A 20,445-nucleotide genomic window follows, 5' to 3' on the forward strand; every position below is an offset into this window, starting at 1 on the left:
TGTGTTCGGCGGCGGTTGCGGTAGACCGGCGCTTGGCGAATGCCGACGCCAGACTGAATAGTATCGCCGAACGGGTTGCCGAGCGGCCGCGAGCCGCCCTGGACACGCCGGCGGTGGCCGGAGCCGTTGAGCGTCCCGCCCAAGGTTACGAAGATGTGATAGCGAAAATTCGCCGGGGTGTCGGCGTCGAGGATTTGGTGCGCGATTGCGGCTTGACGCGCGACGAAGCGGTGCTATTGACCCGCTTGCACGGCGGCCGGAGTCGTTTGTAATTCAAAGGTGTCGCCTACGCCGCGTTCGGCTCGAATCACAGCGGGGTCGGCGACTCGCGCCAACAGTCGTTGGTAGTTTTGGTCGTGGCGGCTCCGGTCGTTTTGGCGATGCCATAAATGCAGCACCGGTGCCGCGAAGCGGCCTTCCTTGCGGCGAATGCCGCAGTGCAGCAAACGGATCACCAAGTCCGAATCCTCGTACCCCCAGCCTTCGTAGATTTCATCGAAGCCGTTCACCCTGAAAAAGTCATCTTTCCAGACCGCCAAATTGCAGGTCATCGCGTTTTGCCAATGTTCGGCGCGCGCATAGCGCCAAGCGGTCAATGGCAAATACAGCAAGGGCAGCCAGCGGTTGATCCGGCCGCGCAGGCGTTGCACCAAGAAATAGGCCTTGCTTCGACTGTGTAACGGCAAGCCTTGCCTTAACACCTGCTCGGTATAAGCCTGGCTCAGCAGGCAGCGGTTGCCCGGCACGAAATAGCCGGTTTCGGCGAGTTGGCGGTGGCGGGCGACAAAGTCCGGCAAAGTCACGCAGTCGCCGTCGACGAACAGCAGGTAATCGCCCCGGCTGACCGCAACCGCCCGGTTGCGTATCTTTCCGGCCCGGAAGCCGCGATCTTCGTGCCACACATGGCGGATCGGCCGGCTCGCAACGGCTTGCCATGCGGCAATCCGAGCGGCGGTTTCCGGTTGCGAGCCATCGTCGGCGACCAAGATTTCGAATTGACTGTCCGATTGCGCCAGTAAACCGGCCAAGCAGGCATCCAGTGCCTCGGGCCAGTTGTAAGTGGCGACGATGACCGAAATTAGACCGTTCATCGATGCAAGCGGTGCAGTTCCCGCAATTTCAGATATTTGTAATACGTGCCTTCGGCATTGGAAATCGCCAGCATCAAGCCTTGCGGGCCGTCGAGAAAGCCGGCCTTGAGCACGTAGCCGCGGAAAAAAGTCCACAGCCCCTTGGCGATGGCCCTGCCCAGGCTGGCGCGCGCGCCGGCTTTGAACAGTTTCTCGGCACCCAGCGTCGAATAACTGTTGATTTTGTGCAGTACCTCTTCCGGATCGACGAAAGCCTCGTGTAACAACGGTTGGTTCAAACGGCCGATCGGGCCTTGCACTTCGACTCGTTCGTGAACTACCTCGTTGCTGAATCGGCCCGCGTCGCGCCGGAACAATCGCAAGACATAATCCGGCCACCAGCCGCTATGTTTAATCGGCCGGCCGCAGTAGCTGGACAGCCGGGGAATTTCGAAGCCTTGGATAGCATTTTGCCGGATGGCCTGTTGAATTTCCTCGGCCAAGGCCGGGCCGACTTCCTCGTCCGCGTCCAGCGACAGTATCCAATCGCCGCTTGCCTTATCCAAGGCCCGTTGTTTTTGCGGGCCGAAGCCGGGCCAGTCGGTCACGAACACCTGGTCGGTAAACTGGCGGGCGATCGCGACGGTGTCGTCGCTACTGCCCGAATCGAGAACGACAATCTCATCTGCCCAGGCCACCGAGGCCAGGCAGCGGCCGATATGGCCGGCTTCGTTCTTGGTGATGACGATAACGCTAAGCATCGTCAAGCTCGGCCGGTCGGCTCAGCAACGCGCCCAGAAAGAACGCCAACATATAGCCCTCGGCGAACGTTTTGAAATGGGAATTGAACAGGCTGGAAGCACTGATCGCCACCAAAAAACTCGCGGCGATCGCGCCGTAAGGCCGATTCGCCAAGCCCTCCCGCAAGCCGACGCCGATGTAGGCTAAAAACAGCAGTACGCCGAAAATCCCGTTTTCGACCCAGATAAACAGATATTGGTTGTGCGGGTCGCCGGTACTCATCGCGTGCCAACCCTGACCGTTGAGTTTCGCCACTTGCTCGTAAGCCGGTTTGAAACCCGAGGTGCCATAGCCCAGCCAGGGATGCTCGCGGATCAATTGCCAGGTATTGCGATAAAACACCACCCGCAGACCGATCGAGGTCTCGCTGGCGCTGGTTTGATAATGGGCTTGTTCGTCCAGCGTGACCTGTATCCGCTGTTGCACGGTGTCGGAGGTCGCGACGAACAGCGCAACCGCGACCGCCGCCGCGCCGATGAAATACGGCAATTTCCGAAAACCGTAAAGTGAGCCGAAAGCAAACACCGCCGCGACAGGCAGCGCCAGATAAGCGCTGCGGGCGGTGCTGACGAAGAAAATATTGAACACGAACAGCGCGGCGGCGCTCCAGACCGCGATTTTCCAACGCGGCGACAGCGGTTCGTGCAATACAAATAACGTACCGAGCAGCGCGGCCGTGAACGCCATGCTTTGTGTCGAATGATTGGTCATGAAGATGCCGGCGCCGCGGCCGCTACGCACCACCCAGTCGGTGGCCCAAAGCGGAATTGCGATAATCGCGGCGACGGCCATAACGCCGACGAAATAATAGACGAAGCGTTGTTGCCAGCGCCGCGATTGAAACAGGCCCAGCAGCATAAAGGCGTAAGCTAGTTTCTTCCAACTCGACAGGGTTTGCAGTTTGGCCGGCCAGTCCGTGTCGGCGTAAAAGGTGCCGACGACCAGCCAGGCGTAAAACGCGACAATCATTTTGCCCAGCGGATGCCGCCACGATTGCCGCAGCGTGGCGAAGGCCTGTCCGGAAGCCAGCCAAGCCGCCAGCATGGCCACGCAAGCGATGCTGGTCGCGGCGGTGGACATCGGTACCGCGACGACCGCGAAAATCGCCAGTCCGCGGCTGACGTTCAGCGCGGTGTCGGAATAAGCGTGAGTCATGGAGTTAACGCCACAGTTGATAAATATATTTGCGTTTGAGTTTTTCCCAGCGGAATAGCCAACCTTTCAGCCACGGCGGCGGATCGCTTTCCAATGCGCTTCGAAACAAGCCGTTCTTGCTGCCTTGCTCGACGACCGGCTCTTCCAGCCAGAGCATTTGGATGCCCAGCGCTTTGTCGATGGTCTCGAACTGGTTGTCAATCGGTTGCGCGATACGATTTTCGGCTATCCAATTCAGGCGTATTTGCGCGGTGGCGGAGTCGATAATGTACGAATCGGCAAAGCGGCCGCGATGACCCGGATACAAGTACTGGCCGGGGCGGCGCTGACTTTTCGGCGTGAAGAAATTGCCGCCGGAGCCGATGTAAATCACTTTGTGGCCCGGAAATCGTTCGCTTTGTTGCAGGGCTCGCGTGATGCCCAGCCGGAAGTGGGGGCTGAACACGGCGTCGTCTTCCAATACCAACGCCTGACGGTTGCCGGCGGCGGCGATGCGGTGCAGGGCTTCGACGTGTTTTAGCGCGCAGGACTGTTGGCCAGGCGTCAGGCCATCGGTGCCGAAGGTTAGACTCAAAATCTCGGGGGTCAATTCCTCGATATCCCAGTCCGTGACGAATTCGGCGCTCAAGCCGAATTCGGCCAATTGGCGTTCCATGAATTGGCGGCGCCCGGTAAAGGCTTTGACATTCAGTACCAGGATGCGGTCGAGCGTCGGCGATTCGGTCATGCAAAAGTCGAAAGTAATGGCTAAGGGACGATTATCGGCGGTTTTACGTCAAAACACATCCGATTGTTCTCGTGGTGCCGGACGATGGTCGTGGCTTCGCTGCTCCAGTTCGGCATCGATTGCAGCAATGACGCCTTCGGCCGGCAATTGTTCCAGGCAGTCGCTACGGCTATCCCGGCGGCGTTCGCAACCCTCCAGTTGGCAGGGCAGGCAGGCGCGGGGCGCGGCGTCTTGAATCAGATGCACGTTGCCGACTCGGCCGGAACCGGATTTGGCAAACGGTGGCCTGTTTTCGGCGTAACCGGTCGGCCAGGGCGCCCATTTGGTGGGGTCGGTCGGCCCGAACAACGCGAATACCGGTGCGCCGGTCGCGGCCGCCAAATGGGTGATGCCGGTATCCGGGCCGACGAATAGCGCCGCGTTGCCAATCAGCCGGCTCAGTTCGGCCAGGCTTGGACCTCCGCTCAAATCCAAGATGTCGCAGGCGAGGCCGGATTTGAATTCCGTCAGGACCTGGCGCTCGGCGGGCTGGCCGCTGCCGGTCAATACGATGCGATAGCCGCGATCGGCTAAAAATTCAGCCAGTTGCCGCCACTGCGCCAGCGGCCAGGCCTTGTAGCGCCATTGCGGTTGAATGTGCAGCACCGCATAGGCGTGGTTCGCTAGATCCGTGGGTAAGTCGAACGATGACTCGGAACAGGGCGGCGTCAGCCGGAATACCGGCGGAATGCCGAGGGGTTCGCAAAAGCGTAGGTTTTCCAGCACCGCATGGCCGTAATCGTCGCCGAATACTAGCCAGCGGGTCAGCAAGCATTGCTTCCACCAAGCCTTGCCGGTTTGCTCCGGCACGAAACCCAAGCGGAGCTTGCCGGCCGCCCAGGCATACAGCGTCGGCCGGTCGCCGGTCTGAGTCGAGATCGCCAAGTCGTAGCGGCGACATAATCGAGCCAGAATCGCCAATAATTCGAAAACCTTGGGTTTGGCCGGCACCGGAATCAGTGCGCTCACGTCCGGGTTGCCTTCCAGCATGCCGACGTTGCCGCGCGACAGCAGCACGTCGATGGCCGCGTCCGGATATGCCTGCTTTAGCGCGCTGAGCAAGGGGGTGGTCAACAGCGTGTCGCCCAGATAGCGTAGCGTTATCACCAAAATGCGTTTAGGTTGTATATTGAGCGGTTCGGGCGCCGGCATGCATTGTTGTGTCGATAATAAAGCCGTTATTTTAAAGGTAAACCGCATTGAGTAAGTCACAGAAATCACGCCAGACCATGACCGACAGCCAAGTCTACCAGCGCTTGATGCGCTTTGTGTTGCCGTACTGGCGGATGTTTCTGGTCAGCGCGTTCGGCTTTGCGATTTACGCCGCGACCGAGCCGGCCCTGGCGATGATCGTGCAGCGCATCATCGACAGTTTCAATCGCGAAGACCGCACCGGTATCGAATATTTGCCGCTACTGTTCGTCGGCTTGTTTCTGGTGCGCGGCATCGGCTCCTTCCTCGGCAACTACTATTTGGCGCGGATTTCCGGCAATCTGATTCACCGCTTGCGCTGCGACATTTTCAACCACTACACCGGCTTGTCGGTGCAGTATTTCGACAGCCACAACAGCGGCTACATGATTTCGCGGATCACCAACAACATCGGCGAAGTCACCCGTGCTACCTCGGATTCGATCCGTTCCTTCGTGCGGGAAGGCTTTACCGCGATAGGATTGTTGGCCTATCTGGCGCACACCAATCTGCAGTTGTCGTTGGTGTTCCTGGCGATAGCGCCGGTGGTCGCGACGATGGTGCGCTACGTCGGCAAACGCTTGAAGCGCCTGAGCCGCAACATGCAGGACACCGTCGGCGATATTACTCACATTACCTCGGAAGTGGTGTCCGGCAACCGCATCGTCAAGAGTTTCGGCGGCGAGGACTACGAACGCCGCCGCTTTCGCGACGCCAGCCTGGAAAATCGCCGCCAGTACCGGAAGTTGATCATGACCGTGTCGTTGAACAATCCGTTGATGCAATTGCTGATTTCGATCGCGTTGGCCGGCATGGTTTATCTGGCCTTGATCGTCATGCGCGATTCGACGCCGGGCGAATTCGCCGGCTTTTTCATGGCGGCGATTTTATTGCCCAAACCGATCCGCCAATTGAGCGATGCCAATTCCGAGATTCTGCGCGGCATCGCCGCCGCCGAATCACTGTTCGAAGTGTTGGACGAACCGCTGGAACGGGATGGCGGGGATTACCAAACCGAGCGAGTTCAAGGCCGCATCGAGTTCAAAAACTTGCGCTTCAGTTACCCCGGCGCCGAGGTGCCCGCGCTGGGCGGCATCGACCTGACCATAGAACCCGGCCAGACCGTAGCCTTGGTCGGCGCGTCCGGCGGCGGCAAGAGCACCTTGATTAATCTGCTGCCGCGCTTTTACGACTACAGCGAGGGCGAGATCCTGATCGACGGCGTGGAGTTGAAACGCTATCAACTGGGCTGTCTGCGCCGGCAAATTGCGTTGGTGACTCAACATGTCACGCTGTTCAACGCCAGCGTCGCCAACAATATCGCCTACGGCGCGTTGCAGGGCGCCGACCGCGCGGCGATCGAGCGGGCCGCTCGCGATGCCTACGCCACCGATTTCATCGAGCGGATGCCGGAAGGCCTCGATACCGAGATCGGCGAAAACGGCGTCAAATTGTCCGGCGGCCAACGCCAGCGCCTGGCCTTGGCGCGGGCGTTACTGAAGGATGCGCCGATTTTGATTTTGGACGAAGCCACCTCGGCGTTGGATACCGAGTCCGAACGTTATATTCAAGCCGCGTTGAGCCGGGTGATGCAGGGTCGAACCACGCTGGTGGTCGCGCATCGGCTATCGACGATCGAGGCCGCCGACGTGATTTTGGTGATGGACAAGGGCCGGATTGTCGAACGCGGCAGTCACGCCGAGTTGCTGGCCCGTGACGGTGCCTACGCCAAACTGCACCGGATGCAGTTCCAGCACGCCGACGCCGAAGGCGCCGGATAAATCCCCAACCGGCCGAACCCACCGGGTTCGGCCGTTCGCCCTCAATCCGCGCTTGTGAAAATCCACCTCGCCGGCCGGGTATTAGTTAACAGCCGCGCCACTCTCCGCTCTCTATAGTCGTACCGGGTAGAATCGAGGCAGGGGTTCTTTGCGATAAGGGACTTTCAGTTCGCCGCTAAACGCCAATTCGTTGGCGCGCCGGTCGCCGTCAATACCGGCTGCCATCGGTTATTTTCTCCGCCTCGTTCACGCCTCGTTCCGGCCGGTTCGCCCAACGAACCCGGCCGCCGACCATGTTTACGACGAGGGTACGACAATGGCTAAGTCCAATGAAAAAATGCAATTGCAGGTCAATTTCGAAAAGGCGCCGTGCCAGGAAATCCCGCTGGTCGGCTTCCTGTTCTCGCGGGGCGGACGCTTGCTGGAAAAGGTACCGGTCCAAAAAGGCCAGCTCGAACTCAAAACGCCCGACAAGAATCCTCGCGAATTGCGGCTGTTGATCGCCCCGGCGGCGGACGGTCGCATCGACGCGGTGACCACGCTGGCGGCCTTGGAAAAATTCAAGCCCTACGAGGCGAGTCTGGTTGCCAATCCGCGCGGCGGTTGGCTGGCGCTGACGATTCCCGACTTCGTCGCGTCGTTCTGGCGCTTGCGCATGTGCCGGATACGCGGCCGGGTCATTAAACAATTCAACATCGGCGACCTGACTCAGGATCGCGGTATCTGCAACGCGCGGGTACACGTTTGCGAAGTGGACAGAGTTCGCTGGTGGATAGACCGGATTCCGGACTGGGTGATTTTGAAAATTCCGGAAATCATCGTCGAACCGCAGTGGCCTATCCCGGTGCCGGAACCCGGTCCGGACTGGAGCGCGGTCGCCTTGAATCCGCAGCCCTTGCCGCCGGCGGAAAAGCCCGCATTCGGCGCGGTATCGGAACTGCGCCGCGACTGGTCCAGCCGCATCACCTTGGCGCAATCGGAGCGTTTGGCGGCCGTCTTGGACAGTAATGTCAGCCAGCGGCTGTTGTCGGGCAATGCACAGGCAATCCGCGGCGTGCTGGTCGAGCAGTTTCCGGTCTTCCACCCTTATTTTTGCGGCATCCCCTGGTTGTGGCCGTATTTTTACCGTTGCGACGAAATTGCGCTGACCTACACCGACCTTAACGGCGGCTTCGAAACCCAATACTGGTATTGGGACGACGGCGATCAACCGGATATCTATTTGTGGGTGGAATATCTGATCGACGGCGTTTGGACTACGGTCTATAAACCGGCAATTCCGTGCCATACCTACTGGAATTACGCCTGCGGCAGCTCGCTGACGGTGCGGATCACCGACCCGCGCGTGCGTTGGGAATGCAATGACGTGGTCGACGGCGACATCGTCTGGATCAAAACCATTGGCAGCAGCGCCAGCGTGGTACATATCCAACAAACCGATCTGAATGTGCCGGTACAGGGCAAAAACTTCAATCGGATCGGCTTGAGCGACGTGTCGGTGTGGGCCAGTCCGAATCCGGTCGGCGAGTTCCGGCGGCCGTTCGGCGGCGGATTGAGTTTTGTCGTGCAGTTCGGTAGCGGCTTGCCGAGCAACGGCATGTATTACTACCGCTGGAACTATCGCAAATTGCGCAACGCCGATCTGTCGCCGGCCGCGCCGATGTTGCCGGCATCGCTGCACGGCGGTCAGGCGCTTTACAAATCCTATACCTACGAATTCTTCGATGCCGCGCTGCATAAACACATCGGTGTCAATAGCTTCAAATTGGGGCCGGTGACGAAAAACGGCCATGACGATTTGTTCGTGATTCCGCCGGCCTATCCCAGCGCGGCGCCGGTCAGCGCGCCGGAATTGAATCCGCTGTGGGATCAGAACACCGTCACGGTCAGCTTCGATTCGGCCAAATTTGCCGACGGTTTGTACGAATTCACGTTGGAATTGTTCGACGTTAACGGCAACAAGCTGACCGCGATCCCTCGCCATTTATTCCAAGTGCCGGACTATGCGAGTTTCGCGCCGTCGCTGGATGCGCTCGACGCCTATGTTCAACTCAGCGCGCCGGGCAGCGCGTCCGCTTATCGGATGAACGCGCGGATCGACAATCAACGTTGCGAGGCGCAAATTTACCAAATCAAGGTCAACGGCAGCGAAGTGGCCAGCAATTGCTGCGGTTTCGTGCCGTATCCGCCGAACGCCAACATCGAAGTGGCGTTCCGGGCCTACCATCCGCACAACTTCGCGACCTTCGATTTCGTCGTGCAGAAAGGGACTTGCGACGATCCGGTGCAATCGGCGTTAACCCACGCCGCCGGCCTGGTGATCGGCGATGTCGGCGTTTACGGCCGAGACGCCAGCAGCATTTACCGTCATGGTTTCACGCCGGCGCAATTGTTGGGAATCTGTAGCACGGAAGGCAAGGCCGCGTTTGCCGAGCAACTCGGCGTTTCGGTGTTGACCACCGACGGCAGTTATCGGCTGTACCCGCTGGATGCCTCGGCGCTGGCGGCGTTCGCACTGGAGCCGGTGTAAGCGCTTAACCGGGGCGAGTTCGTCGAATCACGCTCGGACAAAGCGATGCCGGACGACGCTTAGCCGATGTTTTGCCGTTCGCGCGGCGCGCCGCGCACGTAGAGCAGCGCGCCGGACTCGGATTCGGCGTTGCCGTGCCGGCTGCCGGCCGGCGCCATCTGATAGTCGCCCGGCAGCAGCAAAATGTCGCCCAAATACAGGTCGCCGGATAGCAGGATGCACTCTTCATCGATCGGATGAGCATGACCGCTAATGCGGCTGCCGGGGGCGAAGCGGTAGTAACTGGATTCCAGTTCGCCGTCGCGATAAAGCACCCATTGTTCTATGCCGGGCGCAAGCTCGCGCCAGTCCGCCGCCGAATTCAGGTAACAGCTTTGCGAGCGGTCCGCGCCGGGCAGCAGGCCGCCCAAGACTTCCCGGATCACGCCGGGCGTATCGCCGAGCGAGGTGCCGCGCAGAAAGGCTAGCGCTCCGGTTTCGGAATGGATGGCGCCGTGCCGGCTACCGGCCGGCGACACGTGGTAGTCGAATGGGCCCAGTCGCAAGTCGTCCATCGTCAATTCGCCGCGCAGCACGATGCCTTCCTCCAGCCAGTTATGGCGGTGCGGCATCAGCGAGGCTCCCGCCGCGAGGTCGATCAACACCGAGCCGCCTCGAGGCCCGTCCCACAGGGTTTTGTAACGCACGCCGGATTTCAAATCCCGCCAGACGCCGTGGCGGGTGCGTACCGTTAACAAGCCGGCGTGACTCGCCAGACTGTCGGCGACCTTGCCCAACAAACCTTGACGCATCGCGGCGCGGCGGGGCGCGGCGACCGGCAGCGGCGTCAGCGCGTCCAGCAGTTGCGCGGCAATCGGCTCGGCGGCGTCGGTGGGCTTGCGGGGTGGGTTGTCGGTCATTCGCGATAATCCTCGCCTAGGTTGATCGATAGAGACTGTTGCATGCCGAGCAAGGCTCGACGGATGTGCGACTTGACCGTGCCCAACGGCAAACCGCTGCACTGCGCGATTTCCTCGTGGCTCAGCCCGCGCAGAAATGCCAGCGACACCAATTGTCGGGGCATCGGGTCCAGGGCGGCGAGCGCGGCATGCACGCGATGGCCTTGTTGGGTGGCGGCCAACACGTCGATCGGTGCTTGCCCGCCTGGCCCTTCGATCGCCGCCCATGCTTCCGGTTCCAAGTCGGTCAGGTCCGAGTCGCATTGGCGCAGCAAGTCCAAGGCCCGACTGCGCGCGATGGTCAGGACCCAGGCCTTGACCGTGCCGCGTTCCGAATCGAAGCGCGGCGCTTGCCGCCAGACTTGCCAGAAGGTGTCTTGCACCACTTCCTCCGCACTGGTCGGCTGTTTCAGAATACGCAAGGCCACACCGTAAACCTGCTCGACCATCGCGTCGTACAAGATTCCCAGCGCCGCCTGATCTTGATCGACGATGCCGGCCAACGCTTGCCGCAACGCGGTATCGGCGGCCATGTTGGCATCGAGGTCGGGAATCGGGTGGGTTTCGATCATGTCGCCGTCGTGGTGGTTATAAGTGCTATACGCCATTCGTCCGAGTTTGGATGCAGCGGGGCCAAGTTGGCTTGGTTGGTTCAGCCGACTTCATTGCAACAATTTTTATCGCGGCGGTAGCAAATGCCTCCGGATTTCGGCGCTTTTGTCTCCCGTACGGCCGTAAGCCGGGCGCTATCCAAAAATTTATCACCGCTGTTGCATCCAAATCAGCGGAGTCCCCGTAGTAGTCATTGCAGGCCAGGCACCGATGCGCGTTAGCGCGGTTGGTCGCCGAAGAGGCTTGCATTTTGACCCATGACGAGGACATTCCTATGAAAACACAACTCTACGCGGCGATCCTGAGCGGCTGCCTGATCGGCGGGCCGGCCGGGGCCGCCGATTTCGATTTTGCCGGCAATTTCAGCCGGGACAACTCGGTGGTGCGCTTCGATTTCAGCATCGCCAATCCCGGCAACGTGACGCTGTTTACGTCATCGTGGCTGAAGGGCGGTTTCGATCCGATTTTGACGCTTTGGGACGCCGGCGGTCAACTGCTGGCCGAACAGGACGACGGCAACGGCGGCGGAGTCGCGTTCTCGAACGGCGTGCCGCTGAGCTACGGCGAATTCGACAGCTATCTGACGGCCAATTTGGTGGCCGGCGATTACATCGCCACGTTGACGCAATACGACAACTTCGCGGTTTCCAGCGCGCTGGCCGACGGATTTTTACGCGATGCCGATCCCTGGTTCACCCAGGTGTTCGGATGCGGTAACGCTCAGTTCTGCGAGGGTTCGCTAGTCGATGGCAACGGCGATTTGGTCGATGCCAATCGCACGTCGGCCTGGGACTTTCATATCGTCGGCGTCAATGCCGCGCAAGCCGCGACGGTTCCCGAGCCGCCGACAGCGATGCTGTTGCTGGCGTCGGCGATGTTTTTTGGCTTGGGCCGCTGGGCGCAACCGCGTAACCGGGGCGGCATGACCTCGGCCATTGTTTAAACGTTTGGGAGCATGACCATGAAATCGATAAATCGCTATAGCCTAAGTCTGATCGCCGCGTTGCTCGCCTGCGGCGCATCGTCCGCGCAAGCCGCCAACCACCGCGAAGCGCCGTTGACCGCGCTGGATACCAAGGCCGACATCACCGACTGGTTTGCGTTCGTCAGTTACGACGATCCCAGCAAGGTTACGATGATTTTGAATGTCGATCCCTTGCTGGAACCCAGCAACGGCCCGAATTATTTTCCGTTCGATCCGGAAATCCTCTACGAAATGAAAGTGGACAACGATTTCGACGCCGACGAAGACCTAACCTTGCAATTCCGTTTTAAAACCGAATCCCGCTTGCCGGGCGTGTTTACCGGCTTCGTCGGCATCGGCGACGGTCTGAACACACCGTTCAATTCGCCGGCGCCGCTGCCGGCCGGCACGCCGCTGGTACCGGCGGCGATTACCGCGCTGGACGGCCCCGGTTCGGAAGGCTTGGGTTTGCGGCAGAGCTACACGGTGACGTTGATCAAGGGCAAGGGTAAAAACCGTCAAGTGCTCGAGTTGAACGGCGGGCAAAAACTCTATGTGGTGCCTTCCAACGTCGGGCCGCGCACGATGCCGGATTACCCGGCGCTGGCCAAACAAGGCATTTACGACTTGGCCGGCGGGATTAAAGTGTTTGCCGGCACGGTCGACGATCCGTTTTACATCGATTTGGGCGCGGCCTTCGATACCTTGAATTTTCGGAGCGGCGCGTCCGGAGTCGGTGTGGCCGGCGTGTTGAGCGACGCGCAAAGCGCCGACGACGCGCGTAACTTCGCGCCCGACGACGTGGCCGGCTTCAACGTCAATGCCATCGCCATCGAACTGCCGATCGCGATGTTGACCCAGGACGGCAAATTGCACGGCGCCAATGAAGCCCTGGCGGTCATCGGCACATATGCGACCACGTCAAGGCCGCGCACTAAGGCCTATGCCGAAAAACCCGGCGGCCGGCCCAAATTGGCCAACGCTTATACGCAAATTCAGCGTATGGGCAATCCGTTGGTCAACGAATTGTTGATCGGTACCGGCGACAAGGACAAGTTCAGCATGAGCGAACCCAAGCAAGACGGCGATTACGCCGCCTACGTCGTTGATCCGTTGATCGCGCGGGTCCTTAATGCCGCGACGGCCGGCGTGCTGCCGGTGCCAGTGCCGCCGCGCGTCAATCCGGACCAACCGGCGTTCGATTTGGGCCCGTTGGTGTTTTACGCGGCGCCGATTTGTCCGGCCTGCACCAGCGAGCAACGCGGGCCGATCGCCGATTTGCTGCGCTTGAACACCGGAATCGGACCGACGACAACCGCCGCGCGTAAACGAATGGGTTTTTTGGCGGGCGATAGCGCGGGCTTTCCGAACGGTCGCCGGGTATCCGACGATGTCCTAGACATCACCGCGCAAGCCGCGGTCGGCGTGCTGCGCGCCGGTTTCGGCGCTTTCCCCAACAATCGGGTCGGTGATGGGGTTAACGCCAACGACCGAAATTATCAGGAGAGTTTTCCCTACGTGGCCTTCGCCAATAGCGGCCGGCAAAGCCGGCACGTCGATCCCGGCGAAGCCGGTTGCGCCGACAGTTTGACCTCGGCGGCGGCCAATTGCCCGGAGTAATAGTCGTTGGTCGGTGGGGCGCCGAAGCTTGGCGCCCCATGATGCTAACCAACGATCATGAATCGTTTTTGGAAGCGAAATAAGGCGTTGGCTGAGCGGAGTCGAAATAAGGCGTCGGCTGAGCGGAGTCGAAGCCAGCGATTTCGCTTTGACTCCGCTCAGCGAACGGCATAGCTGGCATTGAGGTATTCATCCCCCGCTCCGTCGGGAGAGGCCGTTTTTACTTCGCGCTGAATAGCTACCGAATTTGAAACCTAACAGGAGCTATCGATGAGATATGTACTATTGACGGCGCTGCTGGTGTTCGGACCGGCAGCGCTAGGCCAAGCCTTCGTCCCGGCGGACGACGATCGAGTTTTGGACGTGTTGCCGGAGCGTGGCGGCGATTTGCAACTTCGCGCGTTGCGCGAACAACTGCGGGCGACGCCGGACGACCGGGCGCTGGCTTTGCAGTTAGTGGAGCGTTACATCGCGTTGGGACGGGCGGAGGCCGATCCGCGTTATTTCGGCCGCGCCGAGGCGGTGTTGGTACCGTTGGTCCGCTCGAATCCGTCGGCCGAGATGCTGACCTTGCGCGCCGTGCTGGCCCAGAATCGCCACGATTTTTCGGCGGCTCTGGCCGATTTGCGGCGAGCGCTGGCTTTAAGACCCAGGCTGATTGGGGCCTGGCTGACGCAGGCGGCAATTCATCAGGTGCAGGGACGTTATCCCGAGGCGCTGCAAAGCTGTTTGACCGTCAGCCGCCTGGCGGCCGGTTGGTCCGGGCGGGTGTGCGTCGAGTCCGTGTTGGCCGACAGCGGCCAGCTCGAACCGGCTTACCGGCGCTTGGCGGCGTTGTTGTCGGTTGCCGGCCCGGAGTCGGCCGACGAAAGGCAATGGGCCTGGACCGTGCTCGCTGAAATGGCGGAGCGGCTGGGCGATACCGGTGCGGCCGAACGCCACTACCGGCGGGCCTTGGCTATCGGCCGGCTGAGTGCGTACCCATTGGCCGGTTTTGCCGATTTTTTGCTGGATAGACAGCGCTATGCCGAAGTGCTTGAGTTGTTGACCGGCGAGCAGCGCGCCGACGGCTTGTTGTTGAGGTTGGCCTTGGCGGAGCGGCAGTTGGGGCATTCCGAAGCCGAAGGGCACCGGCGGACGCTGGCGGCGCGTTTTGCCGACAGTCGTCGCAGGGGCGATACCAGTCACCAGGGCGATGAAGCCCGGTTTGAATTGCAATTGAATAGCGAACCCGAACAGGCTTTGGCGCTGGCCGCCGCCAATTGGCAAGTGCAGCGCGAGCCGCGCGATGCTCGTATCTTGCTGGAAGCGGCGATCGCGGCCGGCAAGTTCGACGCCGCTCGCGACGTATTGGCGTTTTTGGCGCGAACCGGCTTGGAAGACGCGCGCTTGCGGGACTTGGCGGCACGCGTCGCCGGGAGGCTGGCGTGAGACGATGGCTCGTGTTTCTGGTGTTGATCTCTGCCAGTTTTGCCGCCTCGGCGCACAAGGCGAGCGATGCGTATTTGAGCTTGACCTGGAATGGGGAACGCTGGGTTGGCCGCTGGGACATGGCGTTACGCGACTTGCAGGAAGCGGTTGGTCTGGATCAGGACGATGACGGCCGCATTACCTGGCGGGAGTTGCGCGAGCGCGGCGATGCCGTCGCGGCACATGCGCTAAGCCGTTTGGACATCAGCGGCGACGGCCGGGCCTGTCGCTTGGGCAGCGAGGGTTTGCGGGTCGACGAGCACAGCGACGGCGGTTACGCGGTACTGGATTTTCGGGCGGATTGTCCGGCGACCGTGCGGCAATTGATGGTCGATTACCGCTGGTTTTTCGAGTTCGACGCGCGCCATCGCGGATTGTTTAGTTTGGTTGGGCCTAGCGGCGCGCGTAGTGCGGTGTTTAGTCCCGAGCAACCGACGCAGACCTTCGAGCTTGCCGGCAAAGGTGGCGTCTGGCCTGAGCTGGCGGCGTTTGTCCAAGAGGGGATGACGCACATCTGGGCCGGCTACGATCATCTGCTGTTTTTGTTGAGTTTGCTGTTGCCGGCGGCGTTGGCGCGCGACGGTTTGACCTGGCGGCGCAAGGCGAATCTCGCCGAAATTGGTACCGATGTGTTGGCGGTGGTGACGGCGTTTACGCTGGCCCACTCGCTGACGCTGGCGTTGACGGTTTGGCAATATTTGGCGCTGCCTAGTCGTTGGGTCGAAGCGGCGATTGCCGCTTCGGTGGCGGTCGCCGCGCTGAACAACATCTATGCCTGGTTTACCGAACGCCGGGTGTGGTTGGCCTTTGGTTTCGGATTGATTCACGGCATGGGCATCGCCGGCGTGCTGTTGGATCTGGCGTTGCCGAAATCCGGGCAAGCGTTGGCCTTGCTGGGGTTTAATCTCGGCGTCGAGTTGGGGCAATTGGCGATTATCGCGGTCGCTTTGCCATTGATTTATTGGGGTAGCCGGCAGCGCTATTATCCGGTTTGGGTCTTGAAATACGGCTCGACCGGTATTGTAGGGCTAGCGCTGATTTGGTTGGTCGAGCGCGGTTTGGATGTGGCGATATTGCCGAGTTGACCAAGTCGCGATTGTCGTCGGAGGAACTGGGTATGTCGTTGGGAACCGGTTGAGGTCGGAAATCGATTCGTAATCTTGGCGTAAAGCAGCCGCGCGGATTCGATTAGGTTTTAACTTCGATGACCAGATTTTTTTGCGGCGACTGCGGCGGGATGGGGTGGGTGGCATTGGGATACCACGCCAGGATTTGCTTCACATAGTTCTGAGTTTCGGCATAAGGCGGAATGCCCTTATAGCGCTCGACGGCTTTCTCGCCGGCATTGTATGCGGCCAGAACCAGATCGACCTTGCCTTCGAAATGGCGCAACAGCCAATGCAGATAAGCCGTGCCGCCCTTGATGTTTTGCACCGGATTCCAGGCATCCTTGATGCCGAAGCGCTCCGCAGTTTCGGGTATCAATTGCATCAGACCCTGGGCGTTTTTGCCGGACAGCGCGGTCGGATTGAACGCCGATTCGGCTTTGATGACCGCCATCACCAATTGCGGGTCGATGCCGTAGACTGGCGCGATTTGATTGACCCAGGCCTCGACGATTTGCCGGTTGGGGTTGTTGTCGGTTACCGTCACCGTCACGACCGGTTCCGGGTGGCAGGCTGGGTCTTCGGTGGCCGGAGCGTCGCCGAAGCGGCTCAACATGGTTTGAGCGTGATGGTCGCCGCGGTCGGCGGCTTGTTTGAACCAGTGACTGGCCAGCGGCAGATCCCGTTTGACGCCGCGGCCGTTGAAATACATAAAGCCCAAACCGTAAGCCGATTCGCTATCGCCGGCCAACGCGGCCTTGCAATACATTTCGAAAGCTAATCCGTAATCTTGTTTGATGCCGCGGCCGTGTTCGAAATCGGCGGCGGTTTGGCGCAACTGCGCCAAGTTTAACGGAGCGGCGATATCGGCGACGGATGGCGTAGCGGTGGCAAGGAGCAGGCCTATCAGCGGAAAATATTTCAGGTTCATCATGTTCTCGTTCTGTATTGCTGAGACTGGGCTTTCACAAACCCGGCCGGAAAAGAACGGTATCCGTTCTCCAAGCTTCCAGCTACCGTATACATGGCAAGTGCTTAATCGCCCGAAAGGCTGCATCGCCTGCAATGGCCGATCTTACAAAATCGTAAGGTCGCGCTTGAAATGGCTATTGATCCGTCTAGTATTAATCTCAGCGTGAGAACCAGTTCAAGTTTTTCGTACTATATCGAGCGGCTATCTCGCTTGACATTGCCCAGATGGGCAGGTTTACGGTCGAAACTATACCACACGGCGATTCTCGGCGGAATTGCGCGGCGATGGTCGGGACCGGTGTAAACTAGCCTCGATTAGGCTAGTCGCGGCAGGCTGCACAAGGCTTAGGCAAGTGTTCGACTGAACGTTAGGGTTAGTTCGGCAGTCGTCGATATTGTCGATCGGCCAACAGTTTTTCGGGTTTTTCAGGATGGGTCCGTGATCGGAGCGTGGGCCTTAGGAGTGTTGTTGCCGCCAACTGACCATCCCTTGCCGCTCGGCATGGAGCCTCGCGGCAAGGGATTCATTTCTATAAGTTTTTCAGCAGTCGCCGCACCAGGTTGCGAATCGGCATGTTTTGTTGGCGGTAATCCTGGAATAAGCGTTCGATGTCGACCGGATTGAGGTATACGTAAGCTCCGTAACCGGTTTGAGCGATAAACTCGCCGCTCAAGTTGTCCATAAAGGTAGTCAGTGCAATGCTGTTGGGGTGGTTGACGGTGTTCATGGCGGTTCTCCCGATAGATGTTTTGTTTTTATATAAGCGGTTCGCGTGCCATAAATAAATAGTTATTATAAAACAAAGAGTTGTTTTTATTTTGCGGGTTGCGTCATTTTGTTGTCGGAGTGTTTTGTTAGAATTCGCGACGACATGACGTACATTTACGCTATATCGTGGCGATAACGAAGGGCTACATGGCAAATCCGAAAATTAAGAATCCGCGAGGCCAAGGCGGGGTTGGAGATCAGGGGCGGCCGGGACCGGTGTCGTTTTGCGCTTGGGACGGGGATGTCTTGGTGTTGAACGTACTTGGCACGCCGAGCGCCAAGCGCGATGTCATCGGCAAACCCAAGGGGGCTCAACTGAAAATCAGCGTTACCGCGACACCGGAGGACGGCAAGGCTACCGACCATATGGTTCGGTTTTTGGCCAGGGAGTTTGGCGTGACGATCAAGGATATCCAAGTCGTGTTCGGTCAGTATCACATCAACAAGCAACTGCGAATCCGGATGCCGAAGCGTTTGCCGCCGGTCGTCGAAGCGGAGTTGGCGGCTTCGGCAAGCCGCTAGTCATTCCGCTGCGAGCCGGGCTTGGAGAGCCGGCGTCATTTCGGGTCATTGCCGCCGAAAGGTCGGAAGCGCTGAGCCGGACAAAACCGCTTCGGTAAATGCCCGCTATGACGGTTTTAATCCTTTAATTTGGCAACCAACATTTTATTCACTTCTGCGGGGTTGGCCTTGCCTTGGGTTTCTTTCATGATTTGGCCGACCAGCGCCATCAGCGCCTTGTCTTTGCCGGCCCGGTATTGTTCGACCGGTACCGGATTGGCGGCGATGACCTTGTCGACGATGGCTTCGATGGCGCCGGTATCGGTGATTTGCTTCAAGCCTTCCTGTTCGATGATTTGATCCGCCGTTGCGCTGCCGTTCCAGAGTTTGTCGAACACCTGCTTGGCGGTCTTGCCGGAAATGGTGTTGTCGGCAATGCGTTTCAATAGGCCAGCCAAGCGTTCGGCGCTGACCGGGCAGGCGTCGATTTCCAAGCTGGCTTTGTTCAATGCGCCGAGCACGTCGCCGGTTAACCAATTCGCAGCCAACTTGGCTTCCCCGGATTCGGCCGCGACTTGTTCGAAGAAGTCGGCCAATTCGCGCGATGAGGTCAGCGTGGCGGCGCTTTCCGCATCCAGCGCGTATTGCTCGATGAAACGGTACTTTTTGGCGCCTGGCAATTCCGGCAACGTGGCGCGAATTTCAGCCTTCAGGGCTTCCTCGACGATCACCGGCAACAAGTCCGGGTCTGGGAAGTAACGGTAATCGTTGGCTTCTTCCTTGCTACGCATCGAGCGGGTTTCGTCTTTGTTGGCGTCGTACAAGCGGGTTTCTTGGACCACTTTGCCGCCGGCTTCGATGATGTCGATTTGTCGCTCGATTTCGTGATTGATGGCTTTTTCGACAAACTTGAACGAATTGATGTTCTTGATTTCGGCACGGGTCCCGAATTCGGCTTGGCCTTTGGGGCGAACCGAAACGTTGGCGTCGCAGCGAAACGAGCCTTCCTGCATATTACCGTCGCAGATTTCCAGATAACGTACTAGCTCGTGTAGTTTGCGCATATAGGCCACCGCTTCCTTGGCGGAACGCATGTCCGGCTCGGAGACGATTTCCAGTAGCGGCGTGCCGGCGCGGTTCAGGTCGATGCCGGTCAGGCCGTGAAAATCTTCGTGCAGCGATTTGCCGGCGTCTTCTTCCAAGTGGGCCCGGGTGATGCCGATGCGTTTGGTTTCGCCGTCGACTTCGATATCCAGATGGCCGTTGCCGACAATCGGTCGTTCGAATTGGCTGATTTGATAGCCTTTCGGCAGGTCGGGGTAGAAATAGTTTTTGCGAGCGAAGATCGAGTGCGGTGCGATTTCGGCATCAATAGCCAGGCCGAAGGTTACCGCCTTGCGTACCGCGTCTTCGTTCAATACCGGCAATACGCCGGGTAGTCCCAAATCCACCGCGCAAGCCTGGGTGTTGGGTCCGGCGCCGTAGGCAGTCGCCGCGCCGGAAAAGATTTTCGATTTCGTAGAGAGTTGGGTGTGGATTTCCAAGCCGATGACGGCTTCCCATTGTGAGCTCATGTTGCTTTCCTTTAAAACTATTCGGCAAAAACGTCGTTCAGGTCGATTTGCAGGTCGGGGAATAAATAGGGGATGGCAATCTCGTCGCCGGCGTGCATGGCGTGCAGTTGGTATTTTTCGTTCTGATCGAGCACGAATTGATGGACTGCTTGCTCGTAAGGATAAACCGTCCAATATTCCGTCACGCCGTTTTCCTGATACAGCTGGTATTTCAGACGCAATTCCTTTTGGCTGTTGCCGGGCGATAAAATCTCGATGATCCAATCCGGCGCCCCATCGCAGCCTTGTTCGGTCAGTTTATCTTTGTCGCAGATCACGCACAGGTCGGGCTGGATGACGCTGAAAACTTCGCGGTCTTGAAGCAAGGATTTACGGCGGTCGTAGAGTTTGACGTCGAACGGCGCAGGGTAGAGTTTGCAATCCTTGTGCTTAAAGTAGTTGCCAAGGCTGACGGCAAAATTTAGCGATACGCTTTGGTGCTTTCTGCTCGGCGCCGGCGACATGGCCATGATCTTGCCCTTGATCAGTTCGACCGACTCCTCGAGCTGCCAAGTCAGGTAATCGGCGTAACTATAGGTGCCGTTAGGATCCAATTGTGATAATTGCGTGATCGGCGCCATATTGC

Annotated in this window: 19 protein-coding genes; 8 read left to right on the forward strand and 11 right to left on the reverse strand. The window is 59.3% G+C overall.

What is annotated here, in order from left to right:
- A partial coding sequence (locus A1355_RS00315; RefSeq protein WP_157197681.1) for a DUF2802 domain-containing protein occupies positions 1-272 on the forward strand: 272 nt, incomplete at its 5' end.
- Here the strand turns inward: A1355_RS00315 and A1355_RS00320 are convergent.
- From A1355_RS00320 to A1355_RS00340, 5 genes are read right to left on the reverse strand one after another with little or no spacing between them, the layout of a single operon-like run.
- A complete protein-coding gene (locus tag A1355_RS00320; RefSeq protein WP_064023911.1) occupies positions 234-1,091 on the reverse strand; it encodes a glycosyltransferase family 2 protein in 858 nt (285 codons plus the stop codon). The two genes, A1355_RS00315 and A1355_RS00320, sit on opposite strands and share 39 nt — an antisense overlap.
- On the reverse strand, positions 1,088-1,831 hold the full coding sequence (locus A1355_RS00325; protein WP_064023912.1) for a glycosyltransferase family 2 protein: 744 nt from the start codon (positions 1,829-1,831) through the stop codon (positions 1,088-1,090). Before A1355_RS00325 ends, A1355_RS00320 begins: the two co-directional genes overlap by 4 nt.
- Positions 1,824-3,026, reverse strand: coding sequence for an O-antigen ligase family protein (locus A1355_RS00330; protein WP_064023913.1), 1,203 nt, complete (start codon positions 3,024-3,026; stop codon positions 1,824-1,826). The genes A1355_RS00325 and A1355_RS00330 overlap by 8 nt, the downstream gene beginning before the upstream one ends.
- Positions 3,027-3,030: 4 nt before the next feature.
- Positions 3,031-3,753, reverse strand: coding sequence for a glycosyltransferase family 25 protein (locus tag A1355_RS00335; protein ID WP_064023914.1), 723 nt, complete (start codon positions 3,751-3,753; stop codon positions 3,031-3,033).
- Positions 3,754-3,801: 48 nt separating this feature from the next.
- Entirely contained in the window at positions 3,802-4,944 is a 1,143-nt protein-coding gene (locus A1355_RS00340) for a glycosyltransferase family 9 protein (protein ID WP_064023941.1), read from the reverse strand.
- Positions 4,945-5,021: 77 nt separating this feature from the next.
- Between A1355_RS00340 and msbA the strand changes: the two genes are divergently transcribed.
- Both msbA and A1355_RS00350 read left to right on the forward strand, forming a co-directional pair.
- A complete protein-coding gene (gene msbA, locus A1355_RS00345) occupies positions 5,022-6,764 on the forward strand; it encodes a lipid A export permease/ATP-binding protein MsbA (RefSeq protein WP_082885268.1) in 1,743 nt (580 codons plus the stop codon).
- Between the two features lie 316 nt (positions 6,765-7,080).
- Positions 7,081-9,294: a hypothetical protein gene (locus A1355_RS00350; protein WP_064023916.1), complete on the forward strand. Its 2,214-nt coding sequence runs from the start codon at positions 7,081-7,083 to the stop codon at positions 9,292-9,294.
- Between the two features lie 59 nt (positions 9,295-9,353).
- Here A1355_RS00350 and A1355_RS00355 read toward each other — a convergent pair whose 3' ends face one another.
- Positions 9,354-10,193 (reverse strand): cupin domain-containing protein, encoded by an 840-nt coding sequence (locus A1355_RS00355; RefSeq protein ID WP_064023917.1) that lies wholly within the window; start codon positions 10,191-10,193, stop codon positions 9,354-9,356.
- Positions 10,190-10,840, reverse strand: coding sequence for a sigma-70 family RNA polymerase sigma factor (locus A1355_RS00360; RefSeq protein ID WP_231883503.1), 651 nt, complete (start codon positions 10,838-10,840; stop codon positions 10,190-10,192). The genes A1355_RS00355 and A1355_RS00360 overlap by 4 nt, the downstream gene beginning before the upstream one ends.
- A gap of 278 nt (positions 10,841-11,118) precedes the next feature.
- On the opposite strand from A1355_RS00360, the gene A1355_RS00365 reads away from it, so the two are divergent.
- The 4 genes from A1355_RS00365 (at position 11,119) to A1355_RS00380 (ending at position 15,983) form a co-directional block, all read left to right on the forward strand.
- Positions 11,119-11,787, forward strand: a complete 669-nt coding sequence (locus A1355_RS00365) for a DVUA0089 family protein (RefSeq protein WP_064023918.1) — start codon at positions 11,119-11,121, stop codon at positions 11,785-11,787.
- Positions 11,788-11,805: 18 nt separating this feature from the next.
- Positions 11,806-13,428: a DUF4331 domain-containing protein gene (locus A1355_RS00370; protein ID WP_064023943.1), complete on the forward strand. Its 1,623-nt coding sequence runs from the start codon at positions 11,806-11,808 to the stop codon at positions 13,426-13,428.
- Between the two features lie 270 nt (positions 13,429-13,698).
- Positions 13,699-14,859, forward strand: a complete 1,161-nt coding sequence (locus A1355_RS00375) for a hypothetical protein (RefSeq protein WP_064023919.1) — start codon at positions 13,699-13,701, stop codon at positions 14,857-14,859.
- Positions 14,856-15,983, forward strand: a complete 1,128-nt coding sequence (locus A1355_RS00380) for a HupE/UreJ family protein (protein WP_064023920.1) — start codon at positions 14,856-14,858, stop codon at positions 15,981-15,983. The genes A1355_RS00375 and A1355_RS00380 overlap by 4 nt, the downstream gene beginning before the upstream one ends.
- A gap of 103 nt (positions 15,984-16,086) precedes the next feature.
- On the opposite strand, the gene A1355_RS00385 is transcribed toward A1355_RS00380, so the two are convergent.
- A complete protein-coding gene (locus tag A1355_RS00385; protein ID WP_231883504.1) occupies positions 16,087-16,938 on the reverse strand; it encodes a transglycosylase SLT domain-containing protein in 852 nt (283 codons plus the stop codon).
- Between the two features lie 568 nt (positions 16,939-17,506).
- The gene (locus A1355_RS00390) at positions 17,507-17,704 is read right to left on the reverse strand and encodes a hypothetical protein (RefSeq protein ID WP_064023921.1); all 198 of its coding nucleotides are present in this window, start codon (positions 17,702-17,704) and stop codon (positions 17,507-17,509) included.
- A gap of 188 nt (positions 17,705-17,892) precedes the next feature.
- Between A1355_RS00390 and A1355_RS00395 the strand changes: the two genes are divergently transcribed.
- A complete protein-coding gene (locus tag A1355_RS00395; RefSeq protein ID WP_082885269.1) occupies positions 17,893-18,267 on the forward strand; it encodes a DUF167 domain-containing protein in 375 nt (124 codons plus the stop codon).
- A gap of 116 nt (positions 18,268-18,383) precedes the next feature.
- Here A1355_RS00395 and gatB read toward each other — a convergent pair whose 3' ends face one another.
- Together gatB and A1355_RS00405 are read right to left on the reverse strand one after the other, a co-directional pair.
- Positions 18,384-19,820: an Asp-tRNA(Asn)/Glu-tRNA(Gln) amidotransferase subunit GatB gene (gatB, locus tag A1355_RS00400; protein WP_064023922.1), complete on the reverse strand. Its 1,437-nt coding sequence runs from the start codon at positions 19,818-19,820 to the stop codon at positions 18,384-18,386.
- A 17-nt stretch (positions 19,821-19,837) separates the two neighbouring features.
- Positions 19,838-20,440, reverse strand: coding sequence for a Uma2 family endonuclease (locus A1355_RS00405; protein ID WP_064023923.1), 603 nt, complete (start codon positions 20,438-20,440; stop codon positions 19,838-19,840).
- Positions 20,441-20,445 lie beyond the last annotated feature (5 nt).

Source organism: Methylomonas koyamae (assembly GCF_001644025.1).
Taxonomy (GTDB): domain Bacteria; phylum Pseudomonadota; class Gammaproteobacteria; order Methylococcales; family Methylomonadaceae; genus Methylomonas; species Methylomonas koyamae_A.

Bases quoted from the DNA above. Each gene is read 5' to 3' on its own strand.
- A1355_RS00320 (WP_064023911.1), bottom strand. From the start codon at position 1,091: ATGAACGGTCTAATTTCGGTCATCGTCGCCACTTACAACTGGCCCGAG.
- A1355_RS00325 (WP_064023912.1), bottom strand. From the start codon at position 1,831: ATGCTTAGCGTTATCGTCATCACCAAGAACGAAGCCGGCCATATCGGC.
- A1355_RS00330 (WP_064023913.1), bottom strand. From the start codon at position 3,026: ATGACTCACGCTTATTCCGACACCGCGCTGAACGTCAGCCGCGGACTG.
- A1355_RS00335 (WP_064023914.1), bottom strand. From the start codon at position 3,753: ATGACCGAATCGCCGACGCTCGACCGCATCCTGGTACTGAATGTCAAA.
- A1355_RS00340 (WP_064023941.1), bottom strand. From the start codon at position 4,944: ATGCCGGCGCCCGAACCGCTCAATATACAACCTAAACGCATTTTGGTG.
- msbA (WP_082885268.1), top strand. From the start codon at position 5,022: ATGACCGACAGCCAAGTCTACCAGCGCTTGATGCGCTTTGTGTTGCCG.
- A1355_RS00350 (WP_064023916.1), top strand. From the start codon at position 7,081: ATGGCTAAGTCCAATGAAAAAATGCAATTGCAGGTCAATTTCGAAAAG.
- A1355_RS00355 (WP_064023917.1), bottom strand. From the start codon at position 10,193: ATGACCGACAACCCACCCCGCAAGCCCACCGACGCCGCCGAGCCGATT.
- A1355_RS00360 (WP_231883503.1), bottom strand. From the start codon at position 10,840: ATGGCGTATAGCACTTATAACCACCACGACGGCGACATGATCGAAACC.
- A1355_RS00365 (WP_064023918.1), top strand. From the start codon at position 11,119: ATGAAAACACAACTCTACGCGGCGATCCTGAGCGGCTGCCTGATCGGC.
- A1355_RS00370 (WP_064023943.1), top strand. From the start codon at position 11,806: ATGAAATCGATAAATCGCTATAGCCTAAGTCTGATCGCCGCGTTGCTC.
- A1355_RS00375 (WP_064023919.1), top strand. From the start codon at position 13,699: ATGAGATATGTACTATTGACGGCGCTGCTGGTGTTCGGACCGGCAGCG.
- A1355_RS00385 (WP_231883504.1), bottom strand. From the start codon at position 16,938: ATGATGAACCTGAAATATTTTCCGCTGATAGGCCTGCTCCTTGCCACC.
- A1355_RS00390 (WP_064023921.1), bottom strand. From the start codon at position 17,704: ATGAACACCGTCAACCACCCCAACAGCATTGCACTGACTACCTTTATG.
- A1355_RS00395 (WP_082885269.1), top strand. From the start codon at position 17,893: ATGGCAAATCCGAAAATTAAGAATCCGCGAGGCCAAGGCGGGGTTGGA.
- gatB (WP_064023922.1), bottom strand. From the start codon at position 19,820: ATGAGCTCACAATGGGAAGCCGTCATCGGCTTGGAAATCCACACCCAA.
- A1355_RS00405 (WP_064023923.1), bottom strand. From the start codon at position 20,440: ATGGCGCCGATCACGCAATTATCACAATTGGATCCTAACGGCACCTAT.